The organism is Paraburkholderia tagetis (genome assembly GCF_022213065.1).
In the GTDB taxonomy this organism is placed as follows: Bacteria; Pseudomonadota; Gammaproteobacteria; order Burkholderiales; family Burkholderiaceae; genus Paraburkholderia; species Paraburkholderia tagetis.
In genome coordinates this window covers 40,344-59,914 of record NZ_JAKLJA010000028.1, presented here as the reverse complement: position 1 = coordinate 59,914, position 19,571 = coordinate 40,344, and the positions used below count along the sequence as shown (strand labels likewise).

The 19,571-nt window shown below is 64.1% G+C and carries 15 protein-coding genes; 9 read left to right on the top strand and 6 right to left on the bottom strand.

What is annotated here, in order from left to right:
- Nucleotides 1–62: 62 nt before the first annotated feature.
- A complete protein-coding gene (fabV, locus tag L5014_RS26450) occupies nt 63–1,259 on the top strand; it encodes an enoyl-ACP reductase FabV (protein WP_238466759.1) in 1,197 nt (398 codons plus the stop codon).
- Nucleotides 1,260–2,022: 763 nt separating this feature from the next.
- On the opposite strand, the gene L5014_RS26445 is transcribed toward fabV, so the two are convergent.
- Nucleotides 2,023–3,765 (bottom strand): IlvD/Edd family dehydratase, encoded by a 1,743-nt coding sequence (locus L5014_RS26445; protein WP_238466758.1) that lies wholly within the window; start codon nt 3,763–3,765, stop codon nt 2,023–2,025.
- 302 nt (nt 3,766–4,067) lie between these two features.
- On the opposite strand from L5014_RS26445, the gene L5014_RS26440 reads away from it, so the two are divergent.
- The 8 genes from L5014_RS26440 (at nt 4,068) to L5014_RS26405 (ending at nt 13,134) form a co-directional block, all read left to right on the top strand.
- A complete protein-coding gene (locus tag L5014_RS26440; RefSeq protein ID WP_238466800.1) occupies nt 4,068–5,018 on the top strand; it encodes an ABC transporter substrate-binding protein in 951 nt (316 codons plus the stop codon).
- Between the two features lie 68 nt (nt 5,019–5,086).
- Complete coding sequence (locus L5014_RS26435; protein ID WP_238466757.1) at nt 5,087–6,646, top strand: sugar ABC transporter ATP-binding protein; 1,560 nt, start codon at nt 5,087–5,089, stop codon at nt 6,644–6,646.
- A complete protein-coding gene (locus L5014_RS26430) occupies nt 6,643–7,743 on the top strand; it encodes an ABC transporter permease (protein WP_238466756.1) in 1,101 nt (366 codons plus the stop codon). The genes L5014_RS26435 and L5014_RS26430 overlap by 4 nt, the downstream gene beginning before the upstream one ends.
- Before the next feature lie 20 nt (nt 7,744–7,763).
- Nucleotides 7,764–8,945: a galactofuranose ABC transporter, permease protein YjfF gene (gene yjfF / locus L5014_RS26425; protein WP_238466755.1), complete on the top strand. Its 1,182-nt coding sequence runs from the start codon at nt 7,764–7,766 to the stop codon at nt 8,943–8,945.
- Between the two features lie 341 nt (nt 8,946–9,286).
- On the top strand, nt 9,287–10,399 hold the full coding sequence (locus L5014_RS26420) for a sugar ABC transporter substrate-binding protein (RefSeq protein WP_238466754.1): 1,113 nt from the start codon (nt 9,287–9,289) through the stop codon (nt 10,397–10,399).
- Nucleotides 10,399–11,409: an ABC transporter permease gene (locus tag L5014_RS26415; protein ID WP_238466753.1), complete on the top strand. Its 1,011-nt coding sequence runs from the start codon at nt 10,399–10,401 to the stop codon at nt 11,407–11,409. Before L5014_RS26420 ends, L5014_RS26415 begins: the two co-directional genes overlap by 1 nt.
- Complete coding sequence (locus L5014_RS26410; RefSeq protein WP_238466752.1) at nt 11,409–12,266, top strand: ATP-binding cassette domain-containing protein; 858 nt, start codon at nt 11,409–11,411, stop codon at nt 12,264–12,266. Before L5014_RS26415 ends, L5014_RS26410 begins: the two co-directional genes overlap by 1 nt.
- Nucleotides 12,267–12,408: 142 nt before the next feature.
- Nucleotides 12,409–13,134: a FadR/GntR family transcriptional regulator gene (locus L5014_RS26405; RefSeq protein WP_238466751.1), complete on the top strand. Its 726-nt coding sequence runs from the start codon at nt 12,409–12,411 to the stop codon at nt 13,132–13,134.
- A gap of 665 nt (nt 13,135–13,799) precedes the next feature.
- On the opposite strand, the gene araH is transcribed toward L5014_RS26405, so the two are convergent.
- The 5 genes from araH to L5014_RS26380 form a co-directional block, all read right to left on the bottom strand.
- Nucleotides 13,800–14,810: an L-arabinose ABC transporter permease AraH gene (gene araH / locus L5014_RS26400; protein WP_238466750.1), complete on the bottom strand. Its 1,011-nt coding sequence runs from the start codon at nt 14,808–14,810 to the stop codon at nt 13,800–13,802.
- A gap of 66 nt (nt 14,811–14,876) precedes the next feature.
- Entirely contained in the window at nt 14,877–16,490 is a 1,614-nt protein-coding gene (gene araG / locus L5014_RS26395) for an L-arabinose ABC transporter ATP-binding protein AraG (RefSeq protein WP_238466749.1), read from the bottom strand.
- Between the two features lie 30 nt (nt 16,491–16,520).
- On the bottom strand, nt 16,521–17,525 hold the full coding sequence (locus L5014_RS26390; protein WP_238466748.1) for an arabinose ABC transporter substrate-binding protein: 1,005 nt from the start codon (nt 17,523–17,525) through the stop codon (nt 16,521–16,523).
- Nucleotides 17,526–17,599: 74 nt separating this feature from the next.
- Nucleotides 17,600–18,547, bottom strand: a complete 948-nt coding sequence (locus L5014_RS26385; RefSeq protein ID WP_238466747.1) for a Gfo/Idh/MocA family protein — start codon at nt 18,545–18,547, stop codon at nt 17,600–17,602.
- A 58-nt stretch (nt 18,548–18,605) separates the two neighbouring features.
- Nucleotides 18,606–19,559: a dihydrodipicolinate synthase family protein gene (locus L5014_RS26380; RefSeq protein ID WP_238466746.1), complete on the bottom strand. Its 954-nt coding sequence runs from the start codon at nt 19,557–19,559 to the stop codon at nt 18,606–18,608.
- Nucleotides 19,560–19,571 lie beyond the last annotated feature (12 nt).

Sequence of the window (19,571 nt, the reverse complement as noted above, 5' to 3'; positions counted from 1 at the left end):
TATTGGCTCGCGCTAAAATGCCGGCCGTTCCTGCATGCATCTGCGAAATACGGAGAAGTCTGATGATTATCGAACCGCGCGTTCGCGGCTTCATTTGCGTGACCGCCCATCCCGTGGGATGTGAAGCCAACGTCGCGCAGCAAATCGAATACGTCGACGCACACGGCCCCATCCCCCACGGCCCGAAGCGCGTGCTCGTGCTGGGCGCATCCACGGGCTACGGGCTCGCCGCGCGCATTTCGGCGGCGTTCGGCTCGGGCGCGGCCACGCTGGGCGTCGTCTTCGAGCGCGCAGGCACCGACACCCGCCCCGCCACCGCGGGCTGGTACAACACCGCCGCGTTCGAGAAGTTCGCTACGCAAAAAGGGCTCTACGCGAAGACCATCAACGGCGACGCGTTCTCCGACGCCGTGAAGCGCGAAACCATCGAGACCATCAAGCGCGATCTCGGCCAGGTCGACCTCGTGGTTTACAGCCTTGCCGCGCCGCGCCGCACGCACCCGGTCACGGGCGCAGTGCATGTGTCCACGCTCAAACCCGTGGGCAAGACGCTGCGCATGCGCGGCATCGACACCGACAAGGAAATCATCAAGGAAACGGTGCTCGAAGCGGCGACGCAAAGCGAGATCGACGCCACGGTGGCCGTGATGGGCGGTGAGGACTGGCAGATGTGGATCGACGCGCTGCTCGAAGCGGACGTGCTGGCCGATGGCGCGAAGACCACGGCATTCACCTACCTTGGCGCGGAGATCACGCACGACATCTACTGGAATGGATCGATTGGCGCGGCCAAGAAGGATCTCGATCAGAAGGTGCTGGGCATTCGCGCCAGGCTCGCGGCACGCTCGGGCGATGCGCGCGTTGCTGTGCTCAAGGCCGTGGTTACGCAGGCTAGCTCGGCGATTCCCATCATGCCGCTTTATCTTGCGCTGCTTTTCAAGGCGATGAAGGAAAGCGGTACGCATGAGGGCTGTATTGAGCAGGTTTATGGTCTTTATCGCGACTCTCTTTACGGCGCTGCGCCGGTGCTCGATGATGAAGGGCGACTGCGCGCCGACTATAAGGAGCTCGATCCGGCAATCCAGGCGCGCGTGAAGGCGGCGTGGGATCAGGTCACCGACGAGAACCTCTATGCCACCACCGATTTCGCGGGCTATAAGGCGGAATTTCTGCGTCTGTTTGGGTTTGGGGTCGAAGGCGTGGATTATGGTGCCGATGTTGATCCGAATGTTGCTATTCCTGGTGTTGTTGAGATGTAGGTTTTTATTTTTTGGGGTGCCTTTTAATTGGTTGTGTTGGCAACTTATTTTAAGGCGCGTGCATGGTGAGCCGGTTTTTTGTATTCGTTTTTTCGCGCTTTCTTATGTTCCCCGCGTTTCCTTGCGTTCCTCGCGTTTCCTTGTGGTCGTGTCGGTCTGCCTGGGTTGCCCCTGTGCGGGGCGGCACCTACTTTTCTTTGCAGCCGCAAAGAAAAGTAGGCAAAAGAAAGCGGCTCAAACCGCTAGTGTGACGCAGTACACCACTCGCCCGTGGTCGAAGTGGTTCCGGGGCATCCGTCATCTCGCACCTTCAAACTCAGTGACAAAGGACTCATTCATCCCGCTGCTCGCTACGCGCGCAGCGGTCGGGTCTGCATGGGAAACCACACGTACTGCACGGGCACTCGAACACGCATGCGCTGCATCGATTCGTATGCATTCCTCTGGTTTTGGATTATGCCCCACGGCGCGCGTAGCTCCGCCGGAGGGATGAGCCCTTTGTCACTCCGTTGTACGGCGCGTGGTGACAGACGCTCCGGAACCGCTCCGATAATGGGCAAGTGGTCCACTGCGTCACACTGGCGGTGTGAGCGGCTTTCTTTTGCCTACTTTTCTTTGCCGCTGCAAAGAAAAGTAGGTGCCGCCCCGCACAGGGGCAACGCTTGCAGACCGACACGAAAACAAGGAAACGCGGGGAACGCAAGGAAACGCGAAAAACAAGAAAACACCAACAAACTCTCACGCAACGCGCCTGCGCGTTCCTTCAATGCGATTGCCTCGGCACCTCCGCCCCACGACAGCCCACCAAAAAATCAAAATCGCATCCTTCGTCAGCCTGCAACACATGCTCGACATAAAGCTTGCGATAGCCGCTGCCGTCCGCCGGTTCGGGCCGTTTCGCGGCGGCCCACGCATCGAGCCGCGTGCGGATCTCCTCGTCGCCAATGTCCACGCGCAGCGTGCCTTTTTCGCAATTGAGCTCGATCCAGTCGCCGTCGCGCACAATTGCAAGCGGCCCGCCCGCGCGTGCTTCGGGCGCCACGTGCAACACTACCGTGCCGTAGGCCGTCCCACTCATGCGCGCATCGGACACGCGCACCATGTCGGTCACGCCCTGCGCGAGCAGTTTGGGCGGCAGGCCCATGTTGCCCACTTCAGCCATGCCGGGATAGCCCTTTGGCCCGCAATTCTTCATCACGAGCACCGAGTCCGCTGTGACGTCCAGCGCGGGATCGGCTATGCGCGCCTTGTAGTCGTCGAAGTCTTCGAACACCACGGCGCGGCCGCGATGCTTGAGCAGCTTTTGTGTGGCCGCCGAGGGCTTGAGCACCGCGCCGTTCGGCGCGAGATTGCCGCGCAGCACGCACAAGCCGCCGTCCTGAACGAGCGGGTTGGCGAGCGGGCGGATCACTTCGTCGTTGTAGCTGGGCGCTTCGCGCACGTTCTCCCATAGCGTGTGACCGTTCGCGGTGAGCGCGTCGGGATGCGGCAGCAGCTTCGCTTCGCCCAGGCGCCGCAGTACCGCCGGCAGGCCGCCCGCGTAATAGAACTCCTCCATCAGAAAACGGCCCGAGGGCTGCAAGTCGACGAGGGTCGGCGTGTGGCGGCCGATGCGTGTCCAGTCGTCGAGATCCAGCTTCACGCCGATGCGCCCCGCAATTGCCTTCAGATGAATGGCCGCGTTGGTCGATCCGCCAATGGCCGCATTCGTGCGAATCGCGTTTTCGAATGCCGCGCGCGTGAGCAGCTTCGAGAGCCGCAAGTCTTCTAGCGCCATCTCGACAATTCGCATTCCCGATAAATGTGCGATCACGTAGCGGCGCGCATCCACGGCGGGAATCGCGGCGTTGTGCGGCAGCGTCACGCCCAGCGCTTCGGCCATGCACGCCATCGTGGAAGCCGTGCCCATGGTGTTGCAGGTGCCCGCCGAGCGCGACATGCCCGCTTCCGCCGACATGAATTCATGCATCGAAATCTTGCCCGCCTTCACTTGCTCGCTCAATTGCCATACCACCGTGCCCGAGCCGATGTCGCGTCCTTCGTGCTTGCCATTGAGCATCGGCCCGCCGCTCACGACGATCGCCGGCACATCGCAGCTCGCCGCGCCCATCAGCAGCGCGGGCGTGGTCTTGTCGCAGCCCACGAGCAGCACGACCGCATCCACGGGGTTGCCGCGTATGGCCTCCTCCACGTCCATCGAAGCGAGATTGCGCGTGAACATGGCCGTGGGCCGCAGGTTCGATTCGCCGTTGGAGAACACGGGAAATTCCACGGGAAAGCCGCCCGCCTCGTACACGCCGCGCTTCACGTGCTCCGCGAGCTTGCGAAAGTGCGCGTTGCAGGGCGTGAGCTCCGACCATGTATTGCAGATGCCGATAATCGGCTTGCCCGCGAACTCGTGTTCCGGGATGCCCTGATTCTTCATCCAGCTCCGGTACATGAAGCCGTTCTTGTCCATGGTGCCGAACCACGCGGCCGAGCGGAGCCTGGTTTTGCGAGTGTTCATGGCTTTGCCCACTTAGTGAGAAAAACCCATAAATAGCATGACTATATAAGGGTGAAAGATCGGGAAAACGCTAATAAAAACCGGGTTGGCAGTTGAATATAGTTTGGCTATTGAATCTTTCAAGGTGGGTAGCCAGCGGCTTTAACCATAGCGGATAAACGCTGGTTTGGGATGGCGCGATCGACTCGCGGCACAGTCCGGCCATTGAGGGACGCGGGCGAAGGCGCTGTGAATTAAACAAAGAACTACTAAGCGAAGACAATCAAGCGACATCGGAGACACGCATGAAACTGGCTACTCGCATGGCAAGCGGCCTCATCGCCGCCGCCGCGGCTTTTTCGTTCGCGGCGGGCGTCGCGCACGCCGAAGACAAACAGATCACCCTGGGCTTCGCGCAGGTGGGCGCGGAAAGCGCCTGGCGCACCGCCAATACCGTATCGATCAAGGCCGCCGCCAAAGACGCGGGCGTCAATCTCAAGTTCTCGGATGCCCAGCAGAAGCAGGAAAACCAGATCAAGGCGATCCGCTCGTATATCGCGCAGAAGGTGGACGTGATTGCCTTCTCGCCCGTGGTGGAATCGGGCTGGGAGCCGGTGCTCCAGGAAGCGAAGCGCGCGAAGATTCCCGTGATCCTCACCGACCGCAATATCGACGTGAAAGACCCGTCGCTCTATGTGACGATGATCGGCTCCGATTTCATGGAAGAAGGCCGCCGCGCGGGCAAGTGGCTCGAGGATCACTACAAGAGCAATCCGGGCCCCGTCAATATCGTCGAATTGCAGGGCACGGTGGGCTCGGCGCCCGCGAACGATCGTCACTCGGGTCTCATCGAGGTGATCAAGAACGATCCGAAGTTCAAGATCATTGCCTCGCAAAGCGGCGACTTCACGCTCGCGGGCGGCAAGCAGGTGATGGAGGCCTTCGCGAAGACGTATGGAAACAAGATCAACGTGGTCTACGCGCATAACGACGACATGGCGCTCGGCGCGATCCAGGCCATGGAAGAAGCGGGCATGAAGCCGGGCAAGGATGTGAGCGTGGTGTCGTTCGACGCTACCAAGGGCGGCTTCCAGGCGATGATCGCCGGCAAGATGAATGTGGATGTGGAATGCAGCCCGCTGCTCGGGCCGCAACTCATGAGCGCCGTGAAGGACGTGGTGGCGGGCAAGTCGTTGCCCAAGCGCATCGTCACGAACGAGACGGTGTTCCCGGAGAACGTGGCGGCGCAGACGCTGCCGTCGCGCAAGTACTGAGCGCACGTACCACGCACAACCCGCGCCCAAACCCGGCGCAAGCAAACCGCAAGCAGGTGCACGCACGCATGAGCCCCACGCCGTTGCTGGAAACCGTCGGCCTGACGCGCACGTTCCCCGGCGTGCGCGCGCTCGACGGTGTCGATTTCCGCCTCTTCCCCGGCGAGGTCCACACGTTGATGGGCCAGAACGGCGCGGGCAAGTCCACGCTCATCAACGTGCTCACGGGCGTGCACGAGCCCGAGGCCGGCGAGATCCGTCTCGCCGGTCAGCCCGTGCGCTTCGCGACGCCTCAGGAGGCCGAGGCCGCGGGCATCCAGACGCTCTATCAGGAGGTCAATCTCTGCCCGAATCTCTCGGTGGCGGAGAATATTTTCGCGGGCCGCCAGCCACGCAAGCGCGGCCTGATCGACTGGAAGACGATCCACCGGCGCGCGGCCGAAGCGCTCGCCGGGCTCAATCTCTCGCTCGACGTCACGCAATCGCTCGACACCTACCCCATCGCCATGCAGCAGATGGTGGCGATCGCGCGCGCCGTTTCCGTCGATGCGCGCATCCTGATTCTGGACGAGCCCACTTCGAGTCTCGACGAGGGCGAGGTCACGCGCCTCTTCGACGTGTTGCGCAAGCTGAAGGCGTCGGGCATCGCCATTCTGTTCGTCACGCATTTTCTTGAGCAGACCTATGCGATCTCCGACCGCATCACCGTAATGCGCAACGGCGAGCGCGAAGGCGAATATCTCGCCGCCGAATTGCCGGTGCAGACGCTGGTCGCCAAGATGGTGGGCGTGAATGATGCCGATGAGCACGCCGATGAGCGGCTCGCCCACGCCAGCAAGCCGACTCGTGCGCCGGGCGTTGATGAGGCAAACGCCATTGGCGCCCCCGCACAAACCGGCGAGCCATATCTCGCCGCGCAGGGCATCGCGCGCCGCGGCGTGCTCAATGCGCTCGATCTCGAAGTGCGGCCCGGCCAGATTCTCGGCCTCGCCGGGCTGCTGGGCTCGGGGCGCACGGAAACCGCGCGTCTGTTGTTCGGCGCGGACCGGGCCGACGCGGGCGCCGTGCGCATCAACGGCGAGACCGTGAAGCTCGCCTCGCCGCGCGACGCGGTTCGTCACGGCATGGCGTATTGTCCCGAGGACCGCAAGAAGGAAGGCATCGTCGCCGAGCTTTCGATCCGCGAGAACATCGTGCTCGCGCTGCAAGCGCGGCGCGGCTGGTGGCGCATGATCGGGCGGGCGCGCCAACGCGAACTCGCCAATGCGTATATTGCGCAACTCGGCATCAAGGCGCGCGATGCGGAGCAGCCCATCGGCCTGCTGTCGGGCGGCAATCAGCAGAAGGTGCTGCTCGCGCGCTGGCTCGCGACCGAGCCGCGCCTGCTGATTCTCGACGAACCCACGCGCGGCATCGACGTGGCCGCCAAGTTCGAAATCATGGACCGCGTGCGCGCGCTCTGCGCGAAGGGGCTCGGCATTCTCTTCATCTCCTCGGAGATCAGCGAGGTGGTGCGCGTGAGCGACCGCATCGCCGTGCTGCGCGACCGGCGCAAGGTGGCCGAGCTATCGGGCGAGGCGCGCTCCGAGCACGAGGTCTACGGCCTCATTGCCGGAGATCGCAAATGAACCTGCACCCATCTTCAAGTTCACCTTCAAGTTCACCTTCAGGTCCGCGTTCGGGCCTGCCCGCGTGGCTCGCGCTGCTGCTCAAGCATCCGCTCGTGTGGCCCGCGTTCACGCTCGTCGCGCTGTTCGCCGTCGATGTCGCGCATCGCGCGAATTTCCTTTCCGTCACGTTGCTCGGCGGCCATCTGTTCGGCGCGCCCATCGACATCCTGATGCGCGCCGCGCCGCTCGCCGTGGTCTCGCTCGGCATGACGCTCGTGATCGCCACGCGCGGCATCGATATTTCGGTGGGCGCCGTGGTGGCGATCGCGGGCGCGGCAGCCGCCACCGTGCTCGCCGACGACCCCTCGCGCGTGGGCGCCGCGTTTGGCGCGGCGCTCGCCGTGGGCCTGCTCGCGGGCATGTGGAACGGGCTGCTGGTGGCCTTCGTCGGCATGCAGCCGATCATCGCCACGCTGATCCTCATGGTGGCCGGGCGCGGCGTCGCGCAACTGCTCACGGGCGGACAGATCATCCCCATCGGCGCGAAAGGCTATCTGTATGCGGGCGGCGGCTACCTCGCGCTGGTGCCCTGCGCCGTATGGATCGCCATCGCCGTGACGGTGCTCACCGTGCTCATCGTGAATCGCACGGCGCTCGGCCTCTTCATCCGCTCGATTGGCGTGAATCCCGTGGCCGCGCGGCTCGCGGGGCTCTCTTCGCAGGCCGTGGTGTTCGGCACCTATGCATTTTGCGGCGTGACGGCGGCCATCGCCGGCATTCTCATCAGCTCGAACGTGCGCAGCGCCGACGGCAACAACGCGGGCCTCCTGCTCGAGCTCGATGCGATCCTCGCCGTGACGCTCGGCGGCACCTCGCTCTCGGGCGGGCGCTTCAGCCTGGCCGGCACGGTGCTGGGCGCGCTCATCATTCAGACGCTCACCTACACCACCTATTCGATCGGCGTGCCGCCCGAGGCCACGCTCGTGGTCAAGGCCGTGGTCGTGCTGTGCGTGTGCGTGATCCAGTCGCCCGCTGCGCGCGCGTTCGCCGCCCAGCAACTCAGGCGCATCGCGCTCACGCGCCATGCACGGGTCCAGGGCCCGGGACATCAATAAAGACTTCGGGAAACCCAGGCATGAACCGCCCATCGCCCGCTAACCGCAATACAAGCAATACAAGCAACACTGCCGGCGCAGACAACGCCCCCGCCGCCGCCGGCGCGCTCGCCGCATCGCGCCGCGCCATCTCGCGCTTCGTCGATCCGCGCGTGCTGCCCATCGTCGTCACGGTGCTGCTGTTCGCGGCGTTGTTCGGCTTCGGCTCGGTGATGTACACCGGCTTCTTCTCGCTCCAGGTTTTATTCGGACTCCTCGTCGACAATGCGTTCCTGCTGATCGTGGCCATCGGCATGACCTTCGTGATCATCTCGGGCGGCATCGATCTTTCCGTGGGCGCCGTGGTCGCGCTCACCACGATCCTGTGCGCCGTGGGCACCGAGAAGCTGCATTGGTCCGTGGCCGTGGTCGTGCCGCTCGTGCTGCTGTTCGGCGCGCTCTACGGCGCGGCCATGGGCGCGCTCATTCATTGCTTCCGGCTGCAGCCCTTCATCATCACGCTCGCCGGCATGTTTCTCGCGCGCGGCACCTGCTTTCTCATCACCACCGAATCCATCCCGATCAACGACGCCGGCTTTCACGCGCTGTCCCAATTCAGCATTCCCGTGGGCAGCGGCTCGCTCACCACGGGTTCGCTCACCGCGCTCGCCATGCTCGCGGCGGGCATCGTCATCGCGCACTTCACGCGCTTCGGGCGCAACGTCTACGCGATCGGCGGCAACGAGCGCTCGGCGCTGCTCATGGGCCTGCCCGTCGCGCGCACCAAGATCGCCGTCTATGCGCTCTCGGGCTTTTGCTCCGCGCTCGGCGGCGTGGTGTTCACGCTCTATGTGCTCTCGGGCTACGGTCTTCAGGCGCAAGGCATGGAACTCGACGCCATCGCCGCAACCGTGATCGGCGGCACGCTGCTCACGGGCGGCGTGGGCTATGTGATCGGCTCGGTGTTCGGCGTGGGCATTCTCGGCACGATCCAGACGCTCATCACGTTCGATGGCACGCTCAGCTCGTGGTGGACGCGCATCGTGATCGGCGCGCTGCTCTGCGCGTTCTGTCTGTTGCAGCGCGCCACCGAGCGCCACGCCGCGCGCCGCAAGTCCACCGGCGGCGGCAAGGGTGCCGCGCGCGCATCGCGCCGGCGCACGCAGCCGGCCGCGCCGCTCGATCAGGCCAAGCTCGCCGCCGCGCCGCCACGCGAGGCCTGAGCCACGCATGAGCCTCGCATGAGCCACCCATGAGGCAGGCATGAGGCGCGACGCGTAACAAGCCGCGTCGTAAGCGCTTTGTTACCCGCCTTGGTTACCCGTCGTTACCCGCTCCGCCAATAGTCGGACTAGTTAGGGGTATACATGGATTAGGAGGCGCAACCGCGCTGCACTACCATTTTTTCGGTACCGCCTGGCGCGACGCTCCCCGCATGGGGGTTGCACGTCTTTGCGCCACCGTCCTGCGCTGCCCAGCGCACTGCCGGTGCCGTCCAGAATCTGCACGCGATCGACTCAACGTCGACCACATCGACCCACGAAGAAGAGAGCCGGAGGAAGACATGGCACAGCAGCGGGATGACGACCAGGAGCACAACGGTGGCGCGTTCAGCGCCGCGCGGCGAGGACTGATGCAGGGCGCGGGGCTAGGCGCCGCGCTCTCGTTCATGAGCGCGCTAGGCGGCGGCGCGGGCGGACTGATTTCGCAGGCGCAGGCAGCAGAAGGGGCCTTTCCCTCGCACAAGAAGTGGAAAATCGTATTCGTCAATCATGTGACCACGAACCCGTTTTTCGTGCCCACCCAATATGGCATTCAGGATGCCTGCGCATTGCTCGGCATGGACTATCAGTGGACCGGTTCGGCCACCTCGGACGCAGGCGAAATGGTGCGCGCCGTGAATTCGGCGATCGCGGCGAAAGCCGACGCCATTGCCGTGCCCATCGTCGACCCGGGCGCGTTCGACAAGCCCATCCAGGCCGCGCTCGACGCCGGCATTCCGGTGTTCGCCTATAACGCCGATGCACCGCGCGGCAAGCATAATCCGCGCCTCGCCTATATCGGCCAGGACCTGTATCTCTCGGGCTACCAGATGGGCGAGCGCATCGTGAGCCTCATCGACAGCGGACTGGTCGGGCTTTTCATCGCGACGCCGGGGCAGCTCAATATCCAGCCGCGCCTCGACGGCGCGAGCGACGCCATCAAGAAGTCGGGCAAGAAGATCGACATTCAGACCGTGGCCACGGGCGCGACTGTCAACGAGGAGCTTTCGAAGATCAAGTCGTTCTATCTGGGCCACCAGGACCTCAAGGGCATGTTCGCCGTGGATGCGGGCAGCACGCAGGGCGTGGCGCAGGTGATGAAGGAATCGAAGTTGCCCGAGAAGGGCGTGCATGGCGGCGGCTTCGATCTGCTGCCCAGCACGGTCCAGCTCATTCACGAAGGCTTCCTCGATTTCACCATCGACCAGCAGCCCTACGTGCAGGGGTTCTACACTGTGATGGAGGCCTTCGTGTTCCTCGCCTCGGGCGGACTGGTCGGTCCGGCCGATATCAATACGGGACTGAAATTCGTGACGAAGTCGACTGTCGAGCCGTATTTGAATACCTCGACGCGCTATGAAGGCAAGACCACCAAGCCGCAAATCGTCCCGATGAGCGGCGCAATCAAGTCGTGATGGATACCGTGAACGAATCCGGCAACGTCGAAGCAGTCCGCGCGCCCCGGCGCGCGGGCGTTTCATTCGCATCGCAATGGGCGCCCGAGTTGCGCATCCTGCTCGTGGCCGTGCTGTTGGCCGCCTGGTTCGAATTCGCGAACCACGATTTCCTGTTCACCAACGCCAGCCTCGTCAATCTCTCGCAGTTCATCGCGCCGGTGGCGATCATCGCGTTCGGCGAAATCATGCTGATGATCGGCGGCGATATCGATCTTTCGTCGGGCATGGTGTTCGCGTTCGCGCCGTTCATCATGGTGTTCGCCAATGACGCGGGCGCGCCCATGTGGCTCGCCGTGATCGCGGGGCTGGTGGCCGCCGCGCTCATCGGTTTCGTGAATGGCGCCGTGACCGTATGGCTGCGGCTGCCCTCGTTCGTCACCACGCTCGGCACGCTCTTTCTCATCAACGGCATCACGCTCACGGTCTCGCGCGGCACGCCTGCCGCCACGCCGGGCTCGCCCACGTTCTCCGCCTTCATGGGCGCGTGGGGCTACAGCGAAATTATCTGGACCGTGGCCATCGCGTTCGCGATGCACGTGCTGCTGCGGCACACGCGCTGGGGCTTGCATACGCAGGCGGCGGGGGCGAACCCGCTCGGCGCGAGCGAGGCCGGCATCCACGTGAACCGGCTGCGCCTCGGCAACTTCATTATCGCTGCGGTGCTCGCGGGCTTCACCGGCATTCTCGAAGCCTTTCGCATCACCTCCATCGACCCGCAGGCGGGCGGCAACCAGATCATGTTCCTCGCCGTGGCCGCCGCCGTGATCGGCGGCACGCCGCTCACGGGCGGCTCGGGCACCATCGTGGGCGGGCTCATCGGCGCGGCGGTGCTCGGCATACTCAACGACGGCTTCACGCTCATCGGCATCAACGCATTCACGTTCAACATCATCCTGGGCGCCGCGATTCTGGCCGCCATGGTCTTCAATATCCACGTCGGACGTCTGCGCCGCAAGGGAGGCCGCTGATGGACGAATCGCAAACCACCTCTCCCGGCATGGGCGCGGCCCCCGGCGCAACGGGCGCAACAGGCGCACCCAGCGCACTCAGCGCACCCGATGCGCCGCTCGCGGTGCGCGGCGACAAGCTCGTGAAACGCTTTGGCGCGGTAACGGCGCTCGACGGCGTCTCGCTCACGCTCGGCAAGGGCGAGATTCTGGGCATCCTCGGCGACAACGGCGCGGGCAAATCCACGCTCGTAAAGATACTCACGGGTTTTCATCAGCAGACGGGCGGCACGCTTCATATTGACGGCCAGGAGACGCTATTGCGCTCGGTCGATCACGCGCGCGCGCTCGGCATCGAATGCGTGTATCAGGATCTCGCGCTCGCGAATTCGCTGAGCATTTACCACAACATGTTCCTGAACCGCGAGATCGTGCGGCGCGGGCCGTTCCGGCTGCTCGACCACAAGCAGATGCGCGAGCGCGCCGCGCAGTGTCTCGACGATATCGGCGTGCACGTGCCTTCGGTGGATTTACCCGTCGAACGCCTTTCGGGCGGTCAGCGCCAGGCCATTGCCGTGGCGCGCGCCGTGCATTCGAATGCGAAGATCCTGCTGCTTGACGAGCCGCTCGCCGCAATGGGCGCGCGCGAGGCTGGGCTCATCATCGACCTCGTGATGCGATTGAAGGAAAAAGGCGGCCTATCCATTATCATGATCATGCACAATTATGCGCAGACGCTCGATATCGCGGACCGCATCATGTTGATGCAGCGGGGCCGCGTGACCTACGAACAGAAAAGTGCGCTTACCTCGGTGGCGGAACTCATGGATATCGTGCGGCGGGAATATCGGGCCATGCGCGCCAACCCCACGCACTGAGCGCGCCGGGTACATCGAGCACACCGGGCATTTACCACAGGGAGTGTCCGAACGGATCATCCAGACCGAACGTTTCGAACATTGCGAACATTGCGAATGTTGCGAATGTTGCGAGCGGTCCGGATGTTCCGGCAGGACAGACATGGATTACCGCAATCTAGAGAAACGCAAGAGCATGCACGGGCGCATCGTGCAGGAACTTGGCATGCAGATCGTGAGCGGCAAGCTCGCGCCCGGCCAGCGCCTGCCCGCTGAGCCCACCCTGTGCGAGCGCTATGGCGTGAGCCGTCCGGTGCTGCGCGAGGCCACGCGCGTGCTGGTGGCCAAGGGGCTTGTGGTGTCCAAGCCGCGCGTGGGCAGCGTGGTGCGCAAGCGCGAAGAGTGGCACATGCTCGATCCCGACGTGCTGTACTGGACCGTGAACAGCATTCCCGAAGGCGAGTTCTTCCGCTCGCTGATGACGGTGCGGCAGATCATCGAACCCGCGGCGGCCGCGCTTGCCGCCATTTCCGCCAGCGACGAAGACCGGGCGCGCATTACCGCCGCCTATGCACGCATGGAGCAGGCCAAGACGGCGGCCGATCTGCTCGAACCTGATCTGGAGTTTCACCGCGCGATCATGGCGGCCACGCACAACGACATGCTCGCTTATATCGGGAATATGCTTTCGCTTGCGCTCTCGGAGTCGATCAAGCTCACGAGCCGGCATCCGAATACGCATGCACTTTCGCTGCCGCGTCATAAGGCGATACTCACGGCTATTGAGAATCGCGATGCGCTTGCGGCGAGGCAAGCGAGTGTCGTGCAGCTCGATAATGCGCGTGCGGATGCCAATATCATTTTGGGTGGAGCGGCGTTGGAGACGTAAATATTTCGCTTTTCGCTTTTCGCTTTTCGCTTTTCGCTTTTCGCTTTTCGCGTTTCCTTGTGTTCGTGTCGGTCTATTAGCGTTGCCCCTGTGCGGGGCGGCACCTACTTTTCTTTGCAGCCGCAAAGAAAAGTAGGCAAAAGAAAGCGGCTCAAACCGCTAGTGTGACGCAGTGGACCACTTGCCTTATATCGAAGTGGTTCCGGGGCATCCGTCACCTCGCACCTTCAAACATAGTGACAAAGGGCCCGCACATCCCGCTGCTCGCTACGCGCGCAGCGGTCGGGTATGCAGGGGAGATCACATGTACTGCACCGGCATTCGAATATGCATGCACTGCATCGAGTCACATGCATTCCGATGGTTTGGGGTTATGCCCCACGGCGCGCGGAGCGCCGCCGGAGGGATGAGCCCTTTGTCACTCCGTTATACGGCGCGTGATGACAGACGCTCCGGAACCGCTCCGATTAACGGCAAGAGGTGGACGGCGTCACACTAGCGGTTTGAGCGGCTTTCTTTTGCCTACTTTTCTTTGCCGCGGCAAAGAAAAGTAGGTGCCGCCCCGCACAGGGGCAACGCTAGCAGACCGACACGAAAACAAGGAAACGCGAATAAAAACGCGAAAAGAGAAAGGAACCGCGAATAAAAACTCGCAGCCCCACACCTCACACCGCCCGCCTGCTACGCCGAAACTGATCGAACAACACAGCCAGCAGCAGAATGCCGCCACGAATCAGATATTGATAAAACGTAGGCACATTCATAAGGCTCATGGCGTCCTGCACGGCGCCCATAATGAGCACGCCCACCAGCACACCCGAGATCGTAGCCACGCCGCCCGTGAGCGAAACACCGCCCAGCACGCACGCCGAGATCACGCCCAATTCCAGCCCCACCGAAGTCTTCGGATCACCCAAGCTCATGCGCGAGGCCAGCATCACGCCCGCAAAGCCCGTCACGAGCCCTTGCAGCACGAACACCGTGATCTTGATGCGCGTAACCGGCAGACCCGCGAGCCGCGCCGCTTCGCCATTGCCGCCCACCGCCAGCACGTTCTTGCCGAACACGGTTTTCTTCAGCAGAAACCCGAACACCGCGAAGCCGATAATGTTGCTCCAGATCGGATACGAAATACCGAGGAACGAGCCGCCGCCCAGATCGAAGAAGCGCTCTTCCGAGATCATCACGGCGTCGCCGTTCGAGGTGAGGAACGCGAGCCCGCGCACCGCTTCCATCATCGCCAGCGTGGCAATCAGCGAATTGATCTTGAAGCGCGCGATCAGCACGCCGTTCACGAGGCCCACGGCGCCGCCCGCGAGCACGCCCGCCGCGATGCCCAGCACCACGCTATGCGACTGCGTGATGACCGTGGAGGCCACCACCCCCGAGAACGCCACGATCGACGCTACCGAAAGATCGACCTCGCCCAACGCGAGCACGAACATCATGGTGACGGCAATCGAGCCGATCAGCGTCACGGAAAGCAGCAGGCCCTGAATATTGCGGGTCGTGAGGAAGTCGGGCACCGTTGCGGAAAGCACCGCGAACAGCACCACGAACACCACCGCGATGCCCGACTTGTTGATCATGTCCCACGCGCGCGCACGCGAAGGCGTGATTGGCGCGGCGGCTTCGTTGACGGTTGGCGTGCCCTGTGGCTGCATGGCTTGACTCATCTCTGGTTCATCATCGGTTCGGATCGCGCGCGGCTGTGCTTGCAGGCGCGCGCGGCAATTCTGCTTTTAGCGCGGCAGCGCCATCTTGATCAGTTCGTCGGGCGTGGCCCCGGCCTTCGGCACGCTGCCCGCGATGCGCCCTTCGCGCATCACGACGATGCGATCGGCCACGCCGATCACCTCCGCCAGGTCGCTCGACACCATGATCACAGTGCGCCCCGCTTCCGCAAGCTCGTAGAGCAGGTTGTAGATTTCGGCGCGCGCGCCCACGTCGATGCCGCGCGTGGGCTCGTCCATCAAAAACACTTCGATGCGCTCCGCGAGCCAGCGCGAAAGGATCACCTTCTGCTGGTTGCCGCCCGAGAGCGTGCCGATGGCGGTATCGCCATTGCGCGTCTTGATCGCGAGTTTCTGGATGTAATCCTGCGCGAGCGCGCGCTCGCGCTTCGCGTCGAGCAGGAAGCGCGCGGGGCTGAAGTGACGCCGCGCGCTGATGTTGAGGTTGTCCGCCACCGAGGCAATCGCGACGATACCTTCCTGCTTGCGGTCTTCGGGGCACAGCGCGATGCCCGCGCGCACGGCGTCGCGCGGGCTCGCGAAGTTCACACGCTTGCCGTTGAGTTCGACGTGGCCCGCGCTGGCACGCGTGGCGCCGTAGATCAGTTTCATCAGCTCGGAGCGACCCGCACCCACGAGACCGAAGAAGCCGACAATCTCGCCGCGCCGCGCCGTGAACGACACGGGCTCGGCGAGCCCCGGCCCCATCAGCCCCTTCGCTTCGAGCAGCACGTCGCCTGCCGCGCGCGCCCGATAGCCGTAGACGTCCGAGATCGAGCGGCCCACCATCGCGGCAATCAAACGGTTGCGGTCGAGGTCGGCCACCGACTCGAAGGTCTCGATGCGCTTGCCGTCGCGGAACACCGTCACGCGGTCGCATAGCGCATCCACTTCGTCCATGCGGTGCGTGACGTAGATGATCGCGCGGCCGTCCGCGCGCAGCGCGTTGATGATGCGAAAGAGGTTCTCGGTCTCGCGCGCCGAGAGCGAGCTGGTGGGCTCGTCGAAGGCGATCACGCGCGCGTCGCGCATGAGCGCCTTGCCGATTTCGATCATCTGGCGCTGGCCGATGGAGAGATGCTTCACCGGCGTGCGCGGGTCGATGCGCTCGCCCAGGCGCTTGAGTTCATCCATCGCGCGCTGCACGAGCGTGCGCTCGTCCAGCACGCCGAGGCGGTTGGGCAATTGCCCGAGCATCAGGTTGTCGGCCACGGTGAGCTCGGGCACGAGATGCAATTCCTGATAGATGATCGCGATGCCCGCGTCCAGCGCCGCGCGCGTGGTCGTGAAGCGCTGCTCCACGCCGTCGAGCTTCAGCGTGCCTTCCTGCGGCTGGTTCACGCCCGAGAGCACCTTGAGCAGCGTGGATTTTCCCGCGCCGTTCTCGCCCATCAGGCCGTGCACTTCGCCCGCGCGCACCGCCAGCGAGACGCGGTCGAGCGCGCGCACGCCCGGGAAGCTCACGGTGATACCGTCGAGCTCCAGATACGCGCGCTGCCCGCTTTCCGCCTGTCGCGCCTCCAGTGCTTTTAGTGCCGGCCGCCCCTGCCGCCCCTGCTGTGCCTGTTGAGCCGCCACGTTCGCCGCGCTTTGCGCACTCGCTTGAGTCATGGTTTCAGTCATTGCATTCCTGCCCTTGCTCTTGCGCGTGCCTTAGATGCCCAGCTCGGTGCGCACGGTCTGCCAGTTATCGCGCGTCATCAGCTTGCCTGTGGTCTGCGTATCGGCGGCCGGCTGCTTGCCGTCGCGGATCCAGTCGACGAGATTCTGCGTGCTGTCCTTGCCGTGATTCGTCGAGCTCACCGCAATGGTCCCGTAGAAGCCCGTGGGCTGCTTCTTCTGGAACTCGGCGAACGCTTCGCCCGCGCCATTGATGCCCACGCCGATCACGTCCGCGGAGGGCAGGTGCAATTGCTCGGTTGCGCGCACGGCGCCCAGCACCGTTTCTTCGTTGAGCGCGTAGACCACCCACTTCTTGATGTTCGGATGCTGCGCGAGCACGGGCGAGGCTGCGTTAAAGCCGCCTTCGTCGTCGGTGGTCTTCTGCGGCGCGTCGAAGATGTTGTCCTTCTTGAAGCCGTTGGCGAGCAGCGTTTGCGTCGCGCCATCGGTGCGCAGCTTCGCGGTGGGCAATTCATAATCGGTGATGCGCAGCGCGCCGACTTCCTCGGGCTTCCAGCCACGCCGCTTCATTTCATCCGAGATCGCCTGGCCCACCTGGTTGCCGATCTTGAACGCCGACATGCCCAGGTGCGGCACGTTCGCGAGCGGCTTGCCCGACGAATCGACAAGCTGGTCGTCCACCGTCACGAACTTCATGTTGTAGCGCTTCGCACGCGCCTGGATCGCCGGTCCGAGACGCACGTCGGGCGCGCAGATCACGAAGCCTTGCGCGCCCTGCGCGCCCAGGTTGTCGATGGCGGCCAGCACCTTCTCGCCATCGGGCGTGCCGATGTTGACGACCGAAAAGTGCTCCTTCTGGCCGAGTGCCGTCGCAGCCTTCTGCTCGTTGATGAACCATGCCTGCTCGGGCATCTTCACGAGAAAGCCGATCTTGGTGGGCGCATCGGCGTGCGCGGCCATGTTGATGCCGAGCGGCGCGATGCACATGGCCGCGAATACGGCGCGCAGGGTGAAGCGGCGGATCTTGCTGGTCATGCTGTTGTCTCCTCTGATGAGTCTCTGATGTCGTTGTTACCGCAGTGATGAAACGCGCTGCAAACCGGTTCGGTTCAATGCCCGAAGGCTTCGACTTCGACGTGCCGGCCCAGCAGGAACGCATCGGCCACGAGCCGCAGCGGGCGCACGTCCACGTCCTGCGCGCCGTGCGCGATGAGCCAGTGAAAGCGCTCATAAAGCGCGGCGTATTCGCGCTCCGCTCCCAGTTCGACCGGCTCGCCCGCAATGGCCAGGCGCTTGCCGCCCTCGGCGATGGAGAGCAGGCCGTCCGTGGTTTCCACGTCGATCTCCCATTGCTCGACGGGGCCGTGCCGCCAGTCGAATTCGGCGCGCACCGGCACGCCATCGGTGTCGATGCAATCGAGTTCGGCGGCGATGGGCGTCGCGCAATCGCTCGGCACATGCAGCGTCGCGCCGCGCAGCAGCACCTCGCGCGGCAGGATGCGCGTGACGATGGAAAGCGCGTTGATGCCAGGATCGAACACGCCCAGGCCGCCCGGCTCCCAGATCCATTGCTGGCCGGGGTGCCAGCGCCGCACGTCCTCTTTCCAGCGCACGTGCACCGCGCGGATCGTGCGATTCGTTTTCTCGGCAAGCCAGGCGCGTGCCGGTTCGACGGCGCTCGCGCAACGCGAATGCCATGTGGCAAATAGCGTGCGGTTGTGCTGGCGCGCCAGTTCGCGCAGCGCCTCCACTTCGCTCACGCTTGCGCCGGGCGGTTTTTCGAGCATTACGTGCTTGCCCGCTTCGAGCGCCGCGCGCGCCTGCGCATAACGCACCTGCGGGGGCGCACACAGCGAAACGGCATCGAGTTCGGATTCCGCGCCGAGCAGCGCGTCGATATCGGTGTAGTTGCGCACGTTCTCGACTTGCGCATTGCGGCTCGCACTCGCCACGAGCGCGAAGCCGGGGTTGCCCGCGATGGCGGGCAAATGCTGGTCGCGCGCAATCTTGCCCACGCCGACGACGGCCAAGCTATACGACGCATTCGACGCATTCATGACGGCCCCTGCCTTTTTATCGAAACCATTCATCTGGTTAATCTGCATCCCGAATCAATCACTTGCCCCAGCGCAGCACGAGCGGATCGAGACGGCGCGCAATGGCAATCAGCTCGGCGCGCGTTTGCGGATGCATCGCGGGCAGCGGATGACGCGGCAGCTCGCACGCGATCACGCCGCCCTCCTTCATGAGCGCCTTGCAGGCGAGCAGCCCCGCCTGGCGGTTTTCGTGGTTGATGAGCGGCAGCCACTTCTGATAGAGCGCGAACGCTTCGTCGAGACGGCCCGCGCGATGCGCCTCGATGATCGGGCGAATGCCATCGGGAAAGCCGCCGCCCGTCATCGAGCCGGTCGCGCCCGCATTGAGGTCCGCCAGCAGCGTGATGGCTTCCTCGCCGTCCCACGGGCCCTCGGCCGCCGCGCCCGCGAGGCGGATCAGTTCGCGCAGCTTGTTCGCGGCGCCAGGCGTCTCGATCTTGAAGTACGCCACCTGCTCGATCTCGCGCGCCATGCGGGCGAGAAACGCCGCGCAAAGCACGGTGCCGCTCGCGGGCGCGTCCTGAATCATGATGGGAACATCGATGGCGTCCGACACGCGCGCGTAGAACTCGTAGATTTGCTGCTCGGGTACACGGAAGGTTGCGCCGTGATACGGCGGCATCACCATGACCATCGCCGCGCCCTGCTCCTGCGCACGCCTGCTGCGCGCCGCGCATACGTTGCTGCCGTAATGCGTGGTGGTGACGATCACCGGCACGCGGCCCGCCACGTGATCGAGCACGGTGCGCGTGATGGTTTCGCGTTCGTCGTCGGAGAGCGAGAACTGCTCGGAGAAGTTCGCGAGGAGGCACAGGCCGTCCGAGCCCGCGTCGATCATGAAATCGACGGCGCGCTTCTGGCTTTCCAGATCCAGCTCGCCGGTCTCGGTGAAGGTGGTGGGCACCACCGGAAAGATGCCGCGATAACGCGGTCCGGTGTTCGTGCTCGGGGTCGTGCTCGGGGTCGTATTCATGTCGTCAGTCCT